Annotated in this window: 11 protein-coding genes; 2 read left to right on the top strand and 9 right to left on the bottom strand. The window is 69.7% G+C overall.

What is annotated here, in order from left to right; translation table 11 throughout:
• Nucleotides 1-10: 10 nt before the first annotated feature.
• The 5 genes from Q664_RS19010 to Q664_RS19030 all read right to left on the bottom strand — a co-directional run bounded on the left by Q664_RS19010 (nucleotide 11) and on the right by Q664_RS19030 (nucleotide 7,319).
• Complete coding sequence (locus tag Q664_RS19010; protein ID WP_084610102.1) at nucleotides 11-1,885, bottom strand: protein kinase domain-containing protein; 1,875 nt, start codon at nucleotides 1,883-1,885, stop codon at nucleotides 11-13.
• Nucleotides 1,876-2,706 carry a DUF2381 family protein gene (locus tag Q664_RS19015; RefSeq protein ID WP_075207466.1) on the bottom strand — a complete coding sequence of 277 codons (831 nt, stop codon included), beginning with the start codon at nucleotides 2,704-2,706 and terminating at the stop codon, nucleotides 1,876-1,878. Before Q664_RS19015 ends, Q664_RS19010 begins: the two co-directional genes overlap by 10 nt.
• Before the next feature lie 108 nt (nucleotides 2,707-2,814).
• On the bottom strand, nucleotides 2,815-3,639 hold the full coding sequence (locus Q664_RS61020) for a hypothetical protein (protein ID WP_235216769.1): 825 nt from the start codon (nucleotides 3,637-3,639) through the stop codon (nucleotides 2,815-2,817).
• A 1-nt stretch (nucleotide 3,640) separates the two neighbouring features.
• The gene (locus tag Q664_RS19025) at nucleotides 3,641-4,360 is read right to left on the bottom strand and encodes a tetratricopeptide repeat protein (RefSeq protein ID WP_043397288.1); all 720 of its coding nucleotides are present in this window, start codon (nucleotides 4,358-4,360) and stop codon (nucleotides 3,641-3,643) included.
• Nucleotides 4,361-4,364: 4 nt separating this feature from the next.
• Nucleotides 4,365-7,319 carry a serine/threonine-protein kinase gene (locus Q664_RS19030; RefSeq protein WP_052518352.1) on the bottom strand — a complete coding sequence of 985 codons (2,955 nt, stop codon included), beginning with the start codon at nucleotides 7,317-7,319 and terminating at the stop codon, nucleotides 4,365-4,367.
• A 302-nt stretch (nucleotides 7,320-7,621) separates the two neighbouring features.
• Between Q664_RS19030 and Q664_RS19035 the strand changes: the two genes are divergently transcribed.
• Nucleotides 7,622-8,926: an MFS transporter gene (locus Q664_RS19035; RefSeq protein WP_052518353.1), complete on the top strand. Its 1,305-nt coding sequence runs from the start codon at nucleotides 7,622-7,624 to the stop codon at nucleotides 8,924-8,926.
• Nucleotides 8,927-8,958: 32 nt separating this feature from the next.
• On the opposite strand, the gene Q664_RS19040 is transcribed toward Q664_RS19035, so the two are convergent.
• The 3 genes from Q664_RS19040 to Q664_RS19050 all read right to left on the bottom strand — a co-directional run bounded on the left by Q664_RS19040 (nucleotide 8,959) and on the right by Q664_RS19050 (nucleotide 11,552).
• The gene (locus Q664_RS19040) at nucleotides 8,959-9,702 is read right to left on the bottom strand and encodes an Imm52 family immunity protein (RefSeq protein WP_043397290.1); all 744 of its coding nucleotides are present in this window, start codon (nucleotides 9,700-9,702) and stop codon (nucleotides 8,959-8,961) included.
• Nucleotides 9,703-9,716: 14 nt separating this feature from the next.
• Complete coding sequence (locus Q664_RS61025; protein WP_235216770.1) at nucleotides 9,717-10,331, bottom strand: hypothetical protein; 615 nt, start codon at nucleotides 10,329-10,331, stop codon at nucleotides 9,717-9,719.
• 222 nt (nucleotides 10,332-10,553) lie between these two features.
• Nucleotides 10,554-11,552: a bestrophin family protein gene (locus tag Q664_RS19050; protein ID WP_084610106.1), complete on the bottom strand. Its 999-nt coding sequence runs from the start codon at nucleotides 11,550-11,552 to the stop codon at nucleotides 10,554-10,556.
• Between the two features lie 112 nt (nucleotides 11,553-11,664).
• Here Q664_RS19050 and Q664_RS19055 point away from each other — a divergent pair, with 112 nt between their 5' ends.
• Nucleotides 11,665-12,309: a carbonic anhydrase gene (locus Q664_RS19055; RefSeq protein WP_043397424.1), complete on the top strand. Its 645-nt coding sequence runs from the start codon at nucleotides 11,665-11,667 to the stop codon at nucleotides 12,307-12,309.
• Between the two features lie 68 nt (nucleotides 12,310-12,377).
• Here Q664_RS19055 and Q664_RS19060 read toward each other — a convergent pair whose 3' ends face one another.
• Nucleotides 12,378-12,746: a hypothetical protein gene (locus tag Q664_RS19060; RefSeq protein WP_052518354.1), complete on the bottom strand. Its 369-nt coding sequence runs from the start codon at nucleotides 12,744-12,746 to the stop codon at nucleotides 12,378-12,380.
• Nucleotides 12,747-13,098 lie beyond the last annotated feature (352 nt).

Below are 13,098 nucleotides of genomic sequence, written 5' to 3' on the forward strand. Positions count from 1 at the left end.
GGCCGTGAAGTCAGCGCCAGTCGGGCGGGGCCTGGGTGAGGCGTGGCATCGGGTGTCCCTTGGGGTATTGCAGCACCGTCTCGAAGCGCGGGTCGTTGAGCACCACGCTGCCGGGGCTGCGGTCCACCTTCGCCGGGTCCACTACCGAGCCGTCAATAGGCTCCTTTGCCCACGTGGGCACCCCGTAGGACGTGAAGTCGTCCACCGCCACGCCGCAGATGGGCCACCACGTGCCGTCCGGCAACTGCATCCGGTCGAACTGGATGTAGAGGCGGTAGGGCGTCGTCATCGCCACGCCCGTGATCTTCGTCTTCACTTCTACCCCTTTCACCTCTGCGTACATGGTGGCCATGACGGGGCCGGGCTTGACGTTGAGGGAGCCACCCTCCTCGATGAGATCATTCGAGGCCGGAGTGCCTGTCTTCAGGAACGTGGGGTTCTCCTCGGAGTCGAAGCCCAGCTTGACCGGGGTGTCGGCGGCCTCGGGAGGACAACGCGCGAGGTAGCTCGCGGGGTCGGGCCGCACTGTCGTGGTGGCGCATCCGGCGAGTTGCGCGAGGGCCACTCCTCCCAACAGGCGGGTGAGCACCGAGCACAGGCGCGAGGGCCTCGAGTCGGAGGCGGTGGGAGGTGTTTTGGAAGGGGAGGAGGGCACGGGCTGCGTTCCTTTCTCGAGATGGGCCGGAGGAGCCGGCGCGGTGGCCTCCGCGCGAGAGACGTCCTCCTCACGAGGAACGGGTGCCGCGCGGATGAGCGCCCACCCTATCCCGAGCACTCCCAGCCCGACGGCCAGCACGACGAGCCGCACCGGCCAACCCCTCCGCTTTCCCACGCGTTTGGCGGAGAGGCTCTCCTGGCTGGGCGAGGGCTCCGGCTCGGGAGCCTCTTCCAGCATGTCCACGTCCGGAAACCGTTCCTTCACCCACGCACACTCCGAGGGCCGCTTCGCCGGAGCCTGCCAGGCAGTGGTGTGTCCTTCCTGCTCGCGCAGCCGCTCCAATTCCTCGCGCACGGCGCGGGCGCTCGGGAGACGCTGCTCCGGGTCCTTCGCCAGCAGCCGCAGGGCCAGTGCGCTCAGTGAGGCGGGCACTTCGGGCGCGAGCTGCCCGGGCGCCAAGGGAGGCATGGTGGCGATGGCGGGCAGCAGCTCGTCCAGAGGCAGCCGGGTGCTGAAGGGACGGCAGTTGGTGAGTGTCTCGTAGAGGAGCACGCCAAAGGCATACAGATCGGCGGCGGGCCGGGCCTCCAGCCGTGAACCCGCGGGCGGAGGGTTTTCGGACAGCAGGGACGCCAGGAAGAGGATGGCCTCGGGCGGCTGGCAATAGAGCGTTCCCGGTGCGAGACCCTCCGTTAGCACGCGAGCCCAGGGCAGGTGTGCCGTACCGAAGTCGATGAGGAATGGCGTGTCGTCCCCGTGCCGCACCAGCAGGTTGTCTGCCTTCACGTCCCGGTGGACGATTCCGTCTTCGTGCAGGGCCTCCATCGACTTCAATTGTTCGCACAGCACCCCCACCGCCCGGTCCAGCGTGGCGCGCTCGCCCCAGCGCCATACATGGAAGGTGCTTCCAGAGATGTAGGGGGTGATGAAATAGCCGTAGCCCGTCTTCGGCTCGGGCCATCGGCCCCACTCCAGTACGGGCAGCAGGTGGGGGTGGTTCACGTACTCCAGCGAGCTCACCTCACGGCGCATCCAGGCATCCACCCGGTCCGGATCCTTCTGCGAAGCGGGCAGGATCGCCATCTTCAGTGTGTAGCGCTGGCCTCCGCGCTCCATCAGGAAGACGAAGGCGAAGCCACCCACCCCCAACCGGCGGACGACACGGAAGTCGCGCACGCGGTGGCCCGCGCGGAGTTGGTCCGGGCGGCGTGGTTTCCTCATAGCCATGGTTGCTCTTCCTCTGGAAGCGGGCGGAAGCTGCCTGGCGCATCCTCTCCGTCCAATGCCGCCTCCAGGTGCGAGGCGCCCTCGGGAAGCACGCTGGTGAAGATGTGGCGCTGTGCCTTCCTGTCCAGCGCTCCAGAGACGAGGGCGGCGGGCCACTCCAGGAGAGAGCCGTCCGCGAGGGTGGCCCGTAGCCGCACCTGTACCAGCTGCCACGGTGCAGCGCCTTCCCGGCCATTCCTTACGGAGGCGGTGGCGAAGAATCGCCGGCCCATCCACAGCACGGAGTCCACTCGCGCCCGGGTGTGTCCCGGATCACGCGCTATCTCGCGTGGCCGGGCGAGTGCGACTCGGGACGGCGGCGCGGCGAGCAGGTGGCGCGCCATGTCCTGTGTGGCGTCGTCCTCGGTGGAGGGCTCGGCGGAGACCACACGCACCCGCACGTCCGTCTCCTCGCGCCGGGTGACGAGCGTGAAGCGGAGGGGCTCGATGTCGGTTCCGGCTTCCAGAGTGAGCGGCACTTCTTCGCTCTCGGCCAGGGCGATGGAGGGGAGAAGCAGCCACGAGCCGGGGCTCAACGGGACGAGCCGGATGCGAGCTTCGCCCACCGGGAGGCGTGGGGTGGAGGGTGGCAGTGGTGCTTCGAGCTGGAGGAGAGTGGGCACGCCGGCCGTCACGTGCAGCGCCAGGGGCGGCACCTCGCCGGGTTGAGCAGGGGCCACGAGCGTGCGCGCGCGGAGCAAGGGCCCACCGGCCGATTGCCGGGCAGCGGCTGGGGCGGACGCCAAGAGGGACAGAATGAGGAGCCAGGAACCGGAGCGCACGCGAGCCTCGACGAGCAGGCGTGCACGCTAGGAGCGGCCCGTTCCCGGGAGCAAGCAAGAAACCACCTCCGCCGTCATCCCGGCGTGGGTGACTCCGGAGGACGTCCGTTACCCGTTCTCCTCTTCTGCCTCCGCCGAGTTCCGGGCAGTGGCCTTCTTCTTCTCTTCCCACTCCGCCAGGGCAGAGGCGACGTGATGGAGCGTGTGGCGCTCGAGCCTCTTGTGATGCACCGCGAGGTAGTACTCCCCAGCGATGGAGACGAAATCGAAGGGAGCGGCGGGGTGGGTCTTCAGCCAGTCGTCTGCTTCCGCGCGAGTTTCGAAGGATGGCGCCTTGGGAGGTATTCCCTGCGCTACGAATTCTTCGATGTAGGGCTCGATGACGTAGTCGCGGTAGATGCCGCGAGCGTTGTCTTCGCGAGAAGACCAGGCCAGATGGTACTCATCCCCAATGAGGATGTCCGCCGGACTTGGGGGCTCCGCGAGTCCATTCAGCCATGCCTCCGCCTCGGCATGCGTCGGAAAATAAGCGATAGCGAGCGGAGCGTATTCGAGGCGGTGGTGGATGTAGTCCTCGCAAGCCTCGAGTTGTCCGGTGTCGGCGATGAAGTTGACCTGGTGGAAGAGGATGCTCGCAGACTGCTTCTCGGGCGTCTCGTCGAACGTCTTCAGCAGAAGCGTCATGACCCTTCGCGAGGTCGAATCCGGGCGCGCCTCAATGGCAGTACTCACCTGGGGCCGTAGCGTGGGCGCAAACCCAGCGAGGTAGTCCTCGAACAGGTAGGCCTGACCCGTGGATGCAAGGAAGTCCTTATACGCCTTCACTTGGATCCAGAGCCGCTGTTCTTCCTTCCTGCCAGCGAGTTCCGCTGCTTGCCGCTGGGATGCGGCGAGGCGTGATGCGCCTGCAAGGGTTGCGTGGATGCTCACCACGTCAGCCCATCTCCTGGAGCCTGTGTCGCAGGTCATCCGCGAGCCCGGATGGATCTCCCTCGCGCAGCGCCGCGAGTCCCGCCTCGAAATCCGCGCGGGCCCCGGCCGTGTCACCCAGTTTCGCGCGCAGCACGCCCCGGTCGCGCAGCAGCTCCGCGTCCACCGGCTCGCCCTCCGGTGCGGCGAGCGCATCCGTGATGTCTTGCACCGCCTCCTCCAGCCGGCCCAGCCTCGCCCGCGCCGAGGCCCGCTGGTGCAGCAGCCAGGGATTGTCCGGGTCCTCCGCGAGCGCGAGCGTCCAATCCCTCTCCGCCTCCGCGTGCCGGCCGAGCGCCTCCATCGACTCGGCGCGCTTCATGTGCAGCACGAGCGCCTTGCGGAAGCCCACGGCCTCCAATGCATCGAAGTCGGCCACGGCCTCGGCGTGGCGTCCCAGCGCCGCCAGCGCGAGCGCGCGGTGCAGGTGCGCTGACGCGTGGCCAGGTGCCATCTCCAGCACGCGCTCGTACCAGGGCAATGCCTCCGCGGCCGCACTCCCCCAGATGCCGAGCGTCAACCCCATCTCCAGCAGCACGCGGGCCTGGCGCGGGTACGTTTCCGTGAGCTGGCGCATGCGCGAGAGCGCCTCCGTGTAGCGCCCGCTGCGCCGCAGCTTGTCCACCTTGCGCAGCAACTCCGTGAGCTCCGGCGGCCACGCCTCGCGCCCGTTGCGCTCCGTCATGGTCTCAGCCGCGCGGCGTCTGGGTGCCGAGCCACGCCTCGACACGGGCGCGCAGGGACTCGGTGCCGGGCTGGTCCAGGGTGCTCACGGCCTCCTGGGCGAGCACCCGGGCCCGAGCGGTGTCCTTGTGTGCGTCCGCCAGCGCCCGGGCGAGGGCGAAGCGCGTCTCGGCCAGCTCCACCGGCGCCACGGTGTTCTTCTCGCGCAGGGCCAGTGCCTGCTCCAGCGGCCCGAGCGCCTCCTTGGGGCGGCCCAGCTTCAGCAGCGCCTCGCCGCGGCCGGTGAGCGGCCCGGCCAGCTCCGGGTGCTGCTCGCCCAGGGCCCGCTCACGCAGGCGCACCGCGCGCTCGAAGTGGCCCAGCGCCTCGGCGGGGCGCCCGGCGTCCACCAGCACCAGGCCCAGCGAGCTGCTCGGCCCGGCCACGTCCGGGTGCTCCGGCCCGCGCGCCAGCTCCGCGGCCTCCACCGCCCGGTGCAGCACCTGGAGCGCCTCGTCCGTCTTCCCGTCCCGCCACAGCGCGCCGCCCAGCGCGTCCAGCGCCATGGCGCGGAAGGCGTGGCGCGGCGACAGCGAGCGATCGACGATGGCGACGCCCTGGCGCAGGGGCTCCAGCGCCTCGGTGTGGCGGCCCAGGGCGCTGAGCGTGGTGCCCAGGCTCACCAGCGAGCTGCCCACGCGTGGGTGCTCGGCGCCCAGGGCCTTGCGGAAGGCGGCGTAGGCGCTCTGGTACACCTCGAGGGCCTCGGTGTGGCGTCCCTGGGTGCCCAGCGTGTTGCCCAGCCGGCGCAGCACCATGGCCACCTCGGGGCTGTCCGGCGAGGCCACCGTGCTCAGCGCGGCGAGCGCGTTGCGGTGCGACGTCTCCGCGGCGCCCGCGTTGCCCTGGGCGGCGTACACCAGGCCGTGGGCGCTCTCGAGTCCGGCCAGCAGGCGGCCCTCGCGCTTCGTGCGCACCAGCAGGGCGCGTGCCTGGCGGTACCAGTCATGCCCGTCCTGGACGCGCGCCACGTCGTAGGCCACCAGTTGGGTGAGGGCCACCAGCGCCTCGGCGCGCACCTCGTCCAGCCGCACCTCGTCGGCCCGCCACATGGCCTCCTTGAGGGTGCGCTCGGCCTCGGAGTGGCCGAAGCCCGCCTGCAACTGGCCCAGCTCCAGCAGGGCCTCGGCCTCCAGCGGGTGGTAGCCCAGGGTGCGCGCCTCGGTGGCCACGGGGGCGGCCACGTCCAGGCCCGCGGGGAACTGGCCGGAGATGCGCAGGGCCCGGGCGCGCGCGAGCGAGGTGCGCAGCTCCTCCACCCGGGCGGCCACCTGGGCGTCCCTGGGCGGCTCGCTGGCGGCGAGGGGATCCGCCGTGTCGCACGGGGCGAGCTCGGACAGGCCGCGCACGGCCTCCACGGCGCGCTCCACCACGCGGCCATCCGCCTCGGCGAGCACGTCCGTGAGGGCCTTGAGCTCCGAGCGCCGGCGCTCCATGCAGGTGGTGCGCGCGGCGAGCACCTCCTCGGAGGCCTCGCCGCGCAGCTTCGTCGCCTCGCACGCGCCGCGCTGGCCCTTCACCCACTGGGAGGCGTAGGTGTCCAGCCCCTCCTTCACCCCGTTCCACGTGTCGGCCGCGTAGGGGGCGCCGGTGGCGAGGAAGGCCTGGCGCATGGCGTCCTGGCGGGGCGCGTCCCACACGCCGTCCATGCGCGTGGCCACGCCCTGGCACAGGCCCTGGCGCTGGTGCCACTCGCCCACGGCGCCGGCCACCATGGCCACGAGGAAGGCGCCAGCCACGGCGACGAAGGCCTGGCGGCGGGTGCGGGCGCTCGGGTCGTCATGGAGCGCGTCCAGCAGCGCCTGCATGGAGACGTAGCGCTCCTGGGGGTGGACGTGCAGCCCCTTGAGGACGACGCGCCGCACCCAGCCAGGCACCCCCGAGTCGCGCGGCTGCGGACGCAGGCGGCCCTCGAGGGTGGCGCGGGCGAGCGCGGCGGCCCCGCTGCCGGCGAAGGCGTGCTCGCGGTAGAGGGCGTAGTAGAGCGTGGCGCAGAAGGAGAACTGGTCCGCGCGGGCGGTGACGGCCTGCTGGCGGTACTGCTCCGGGGCCATGTAGCCCGGGGTGCCCATGATGTGGCCGTGGCGCGTCACCGGCGTCTCGCGCGGCTCGCGCGTGCTGGGGGCGGAGAGGGAGCCGGACTCGGAGGTGGCGGGCAGCTCGGCGCGGAGGATGTCCGCCAGGTCCACCGGGGTGGGCGCTCCGGGGGCGCCGCTGCCCTGCTCGCAGGCGAGGCCGAAGTCGAAGACGAGCACGCGCCCGTCGCGCCCCACCAGCACGTTGTCCGGCTTGAAGTCGCGGTGGACGAGCCCGGCGGCGTGCGCGGCCGCCAGTCCCCGGCCCGCCAGCGTGAGGGCCTCCACCACCTCGCGCCAGCCTCGCGGCTGCTCCTTGAGCCACTGCCGCAGCGTGCTGCCCTCCACCAGCTCCAGGGCGATGAAGACCTGGTCCCCGTGCTCGCCGATGTCGTAGACGGGCAGCACGTTGGGGTGCGACAGGCGGGCCATGGCCTGGGCCTCGCGCATCAGCCGCAGGCGCGCCTCGCCCCCGTCCAGCCCCTCGCCTCCGGGCAGCAGCAGCTTGATGGCCACCCGGCGGTTGAGCTGGGGATCGAACGCCGCGTACACCTCGCCCATGCCGCCCGCGCCCAGGCGCTCCAGCACGAGGTAGCGGCCCACGGAGGTGCCTCGGGGCAGGGGCTGTCCCTCGGGGGCGGTGGGCAGCGGAAGCGGTGGGCCCACGACGCACGTGGGCTCGGTCTCGCCCTCTCCCTCGCACTGGCGGGCGTGGCGCTGCAGCTCCTCTTCCAGCACCTGCGCGAAGTCGTCGGCGTCTCCCGGGCGGTCGTCCGGCCGCCGCTCACCCGCCGTTTCCGGTAGGGCGGCTTGCTGCTCCGGCTGGGTCCGCTTCAGGCTCTCCACTTCATCCCCCTGACGACGTCAGGCCCTCGTTTCGACTCGAGGTCAGAATATTACAACCGTGAAAAAACGGAAATATTGTTGAACCCATTTTTCGAGGAACTTCACTCCTACACCGGGGTGCATCATGGCCCAAAGTGCCCACTGTGTCTTGCAGCCAGACGGCCGGGCCCCTGGTAGCAGGTGAGGGTCTGGGAGGCGGGGGGAGTCCCCGGCTGACCCTACTTTTAACGAGAGGTGGTGCCGTTCGCTTGGGGCCGTGAGGCGGCGGTGCGGAGGCATACACCAGGTGAGGAGAATCGGGAATGGGGGTGCGAGGAGCGGAAGGGCAGCGGGACAGTGGGTGGAGGTTCCTGCTGAGGGCGTTGGCGCACCGCAACTACCGGCTCTTCTTCATGGGGCAGAGCGTGTCGCTGGTGGGGACGTGGCTGACGCGGGTGGCGACGAGCTGGTTGGTGTACCGGCTGAGCGGCTCGGCGTGGCTGCTGGGGCTGGTGATGTTCTGCGGGCAGATTCCGTCGCTGGTGCTGGCGCCGTTGGCGGGGGTGCTGGTGGACCGGTGGAACCGGCACCGGCTGCTGGTGGTGACGCAGGTGCTGGCGATGCTGCAGTCCTTCGCGCTGGCGGTGCTGGCGCTGACGGGGGCCATCGAGGTGTGGCAGGTGGGGGGGCTGTGCCTGGTGCAGGGGTTGATCAACGCCTTCGACGTGCCGGCGCGGCAGTCCTTCGTGGTGGAGATGGTGGAGGACCGGGCGGACCTGGCGAATGCCATTGCCCTCAACTCCTCCATGTTCAACGTGGCGCGGCTGTTGGGCCCGTCGGTGGCGGGAGGATTGATTGCCTGGGTGGGGGAGGGTGGGTGCTTCCTGATCGATGGCTTCAGCTACCTGGCGGTGATTGCCTCGCTGCTGGCGATGCGGCTGAAGCGGACGCCGCGGGTGGAGCCGCACGGCGAGGTGTGGAAGGAGCTGAAGGAGGGCTTCCGGTACGCGTACCACTTCACGCCGATCCGAGCGCTGTTGGGGATGCTGGCGGTGATGAGCGTGATGGGGATGTCCTACACGGTGCTGATGCCGGTGATGGCGACGCAGGTGTTGGAGGGAGGCCCGTCGACGCTGGGGTTCCTGATGGCGGCGACGGGGCTGGGGGCGCTGGGAGGAGCGGGGTACCTGGCGTCGAGGCGGTCGGTGATGGGATTGGAGAAGACGATTGTCCGGACGGGGGCGCTGTTCGGGGCGGGGCTGGCGGCGTTCGCGGTGTCGAGGTGGATGGGGGTGTCGCTGGCGCTGCTGGTGGTGGTGGGCTTCGGGATGATGGTGATGATGGCGGCGAGCAACACGCTGCTGCAGACGATCGTCGAGGAGCGGATGAGGGGGCGGGTGATGAGCTTCTACGCGATGGCGCTGATTGGGACGGCGCCGTTCGGGAGCCTGTTGGCGGGGGCGCTGGCGGCGCGGATGGGCGCACCGGTGACGATCGGAGTGGGAGGGGTGGTGTGCCTGGGGGTGGCGGGGTGGTTCGGGGTGAAGCTACCGGCGCTGAGGGAGCGGGTGAGGCCCATCTACGAGCGGTTGGGCATCATCCCCGGGGTGGGACCGGCGAAGGACTGAGCCCATTGGAAGTGCTGCTTGGTGGATACGCCTCACTCGCCCGCGGGCTCGGGTTGCGGCCGCTCGATGAGGCCCGCCCTGTCCAGCAGTTGGCGAACGCGAGCGGTGAACGCCACGTGCTCGGTGTTGCTCGCTGTCATGGGCTCGGGGGAGAGGACGAGGAGCCAGCCCAGTGAACCCACCGGCTCGATGCGCACGGGGGCGGGAAGCGGCGGCGGGGTGCCCAGGCGGCGCGACAGGTACGTCAGCCAGCCCACCCGCACCTCGAACCTGTCCTTCTCCATGCGCTCCACCATCTCCGAGGAACTGGCCATGGCGAAGTCAGGGTCCCATGCGGTGGCCATGCAGGTGAGCACCTCGGCCAGCACGGGCGTACGCAGGAGCCGCTCGCGTATCGCGGCCTCCCGGGTCGGTTTGAGCAGGCACGAATTGGGCCCTCCCCACGGGGAGTATTTGCCGCAATAGAGGTTGATTTCAGTGGCCTCCTTCTTCGCGTTCCACACCATCTGGCGGAAGCCCATGTCCTCGATTCTCTTCTTGCCGGCGTCCGTGCGGAGGTTGCTTCGCAGGAAGAGCTCCTCCAACTCCTTCACCTCCGGGTGGACGGGCCAGCCAGGCAGCTCGCGAGGAAAGCCACGGCCCGCCCGGTACCAGTGAGTGAAGGACGGATCACACCGCGCCAGCATGTGGAAGAAGAGCTCCGCGCGCCGGGCACACTCCAGGGCCGTCTCCTGTCGCGGGCCCCAGTACGCTCCCGAGTAGTAGTTCTCCTGCATGCGTGTTCCTCCTCCTACCCTCCTGGCTTCGTATGGCGGACAGAGATGTTCTTCCATCCTCTACTCTCGAATTCCTTGCGAAGAAACTGCGCGATCCTGGCATCGGCGACATGCCACGTGAGCGGTAGTCCCAATTGTTGCGCCAGCTTCGATTGGTTCTCCACCCACCACTCGCCCTCCACCAGCGTCGGAGGACCCAGGCGCTGAAGGGGCGTGCCGTCGAGTGCTGCCACCAGGTAACCATCCGGGCGTACGAGCACCAGGAACTCGAAGCGCTCGGTCCGCCACTTCAAGTCGGCGTACTCCACGCGCTCGCCCCCCTCGAGCACCTCGCGCAGGAGCCAATACAGCAGCCGGCGCGGGGCGAGGCTCCGCTGCGTGACGGGCGTCTTCGCCAGTTTGCCCAGGAGTTGGCGCGCCTGCTCCAGGTAGAGCGCCGCGCCCACTGGATGCTGGTCATCTTCCTCCAGGCCGCTGGACGCCTGGACCACCTGGAATGCGTCCACCCTCCGCTCGGGGAAGCCGCCGGACCCTCCCGCCTCATCCCGCGTGGACAGGGGAGCAGGTGGCTGGGATTCGGAGTTGTAGCGGAACGAGCCGGTCCGGGGAGACGGACCAACACGGGTCATCAGGCTCCCGCGAGGATTGCCCGTGGCACATCCTTGGAGAAGCACGACGACTGCCAGCGCCAGGATGATTGTGCCGAGTGGATGGCGAGCGAGGATGAGGCCGGGGGAGTCGAGGAAGGAGACGTCGCGAGCCATGGGGAGGGTTTATGCCACGCGGCGGGCTTCTCCCCCAGAAGCCCATCCACGCAGTTCGGCGCGTGTGTCCTCCGAGATGCGGAGCCGTCACCCATCCGTGTGCCGGGGCTCGGAGAACTCCGTCTCCATGCTCCACGGCCGTGACACCGAACTCCACTCCTCGGTGTCGAGCAGGGCGAGCAGGTTGCCCTGGATGGTTTCGCAGATGGGATCCAACGGCAGGTGGCTGAGGTTCTTGGGGGAGAAGGGATTCTCCAGCTCGACGGCGATCTGATCGATGGCGAGGAGCGGATACGCCACGAGCGCCGTCACCAGCCCCGGGAACCACCACGTGCCCACGGCAGCGATGGGAAGCGCGAGCAGATAGAGGACGATGAACCGCCGCAACTTGGACGTATGCACCTTGGGCAGGGGCGTCTTGAGGATGCGCTCGCAGCCGCCCAGGTGGTCGATGAGCTGGGCACGCTCGCGGTCCACGGCGAGGAAGGCGACGCGGTCCATCTCCCCCTGGTCGACGGCTTCGCGCAGCAGGCCGGCGATGACCCGGGCGACGAAGGTGGGCATGTGCTGCGCGCGGGAGATGCACTCCACCGCGTGGTCATCCTGGAGCAGCGGGCGCAGCTCGGGCACGTCGCGCTCGCCGCGCAGGCTGCGCCGGGACACGTGGCAGAAGGCGGCCGTCCAGCGCACGAAGCGCTCGCGCCACTCGGGGTCGTTCGGGCCATAGGAGATCCCCGCGATGGCCAGGTTGCGCGACTGGTTGACGATGCCGCCCCACAGCTTGCGCGCCTCCCACCAGCGGTCATAGCCACTGTTGGTGCGCAGCACGAGCAGCAGCGCGAGGAAGGCGGCGGTGAACTGCACGGGGCCGCTGCCCATGGGCGACCAGTCGAGCACCTCGTGCACGAGCCCGACGAGCAACCCATAGACTCCGAAGAAGAGCACCCGCGGCATCACGAGCGGCGTCACCGTGCCCTTCCAGGCGAGCGCATCGCGCCAGAAGCGGCGGGCCCAGTGCTCCCGGGTGCCGGCCGACAGCAAGGGCTGCTGGGCCTCGGCCCTGTTCTTGCTCGTGCTCAAAGGCATACCCGGAGAGGTAGGTCCCCGGGGGAGTGGTGACAAGGACGGGGACGGGCGAGCGGCCGACGGGTGCGGATTCCGATGGACGGCACCACCCATGGAGGAGAGGCTCGCGGCCATGACCATCGCAGGCATTCCTCCCGCTCCCCTGCCCGCCGACCAGGCGCTCCAGCGCCTGCGGGAGGGCAACCGCCGTTTCGTCCAGCACGTCCGTATCCCCGACGCGGCGGGCGAGCGGGCGGCGCTGGCGGCCGGGCAGAGTCCGTTCGCCGCCATCCTCTCGTGTTCGGACTCGCGGGTGCCGTCGGAGCTCGTGTTCGATCAAGGCCTGGGAGACCTGTTCGTCATCCGCGTGGCGGGCAACGTGGTGGCGCCCTCGCTGATTGGGAGCGTGGAGTTCGCGGCGGCCACCTTCGGGACGCGCCTGGTGGTGGTGATGGGCCACTCGCGCTGTGGCGCCATCAAGGCGACGCTGGACTTCATCCAGCACAGCGTGGACGCGCCCTCGGAGAACATCCACGACATCGTGGACCGGTGCCGGCCGGCGGTGGAGAGCGTGGTGCATGCGGCCGGGCCGGGCGTGGACCGGGCGCGGCTGATGCACGAGGCCGGGCGCGCCAATGTCCGGCAGTCCTGCGCCCACCTGCGTCACGGCAGCCGGCTGCTCGAGCGGCTCATCCAGGAAGAGGGGCTGATGGTCGTCGGCGCCGACTACTCGCTGGACACCGGCGAGGTCGACTTCTTCGACGGCCTGCCGCGTTAGCCTCCGCTCCAGTTGATGGACTCCATGCCTCGCCGGGTGCGGTGCTCGCGGCGTGCCGGGCTCGAGTGCTAATCGCCGGCGGCTTCAATCACCGCATGAGCCATCTTGAACCTTCTCAGGACCTCCAGCGTCCGGCTGGAAACCTCCAATCGAAAGTCCGGAGTGAGCCAGAAATCGGCATCGCGATCCTTGCCCGTAATCTTGAGCCATCGGAACTCTGGCAGGGGGCGCCCAGGGTATAGCTCCTGGAACTCTGGCGACGTGCTCACTTCGACATCGTCCAGGCTGAACCCCGCCAGTCCCGCTTCCTGCAGTGCCTTCGCGAGAAGGGAAGAGACGAGAAAGCAGGGGAAGACTTCCAGCAGCTCATCGCCCAGCCACCCCTCGAAGCGATGATGGAAGTGAGACACCTCTGGGGGATGAGCCGACGTGTTCATGACTGTATTCTCCCCCAGTTCTCCAGCGACCTCAGGAGACACCACCCACCGTTCCCTGTTCATGGCGGCCTCTGTTCAATCTAGAGAGGGGGTTGAGAGGCATACCACGCGCGGCGTGGCGCACGCGGTGCACAAGGCCAGGAACACGAGAGCCACGGCCAGACGCGGTGTCACAGGAGCCTCTTCAGAGCACGGAGGAGCCCAGCCTACGGGAACATCATCGCGGAGACGATGATGCGTGCGCCGGGGCCAGGAGGGAACGCGGATTCCCCGCACGCACCCGGCCGGGAGCGTCCCACCCGCACCGGGCGTGGAAACATGCCCGCCCGGCTGCTTCCACGAACTCCACACG

Source organism: Archangium violaceum Cb vi76, assembly GCF_000733295.1.
In the GTDB taxonomy this organism is placed as follows: Bacteria; Myxococcota; Myxococcia; order Myxococcales; family Myxococcaceae; genus Archangium; species Archangium violaceum.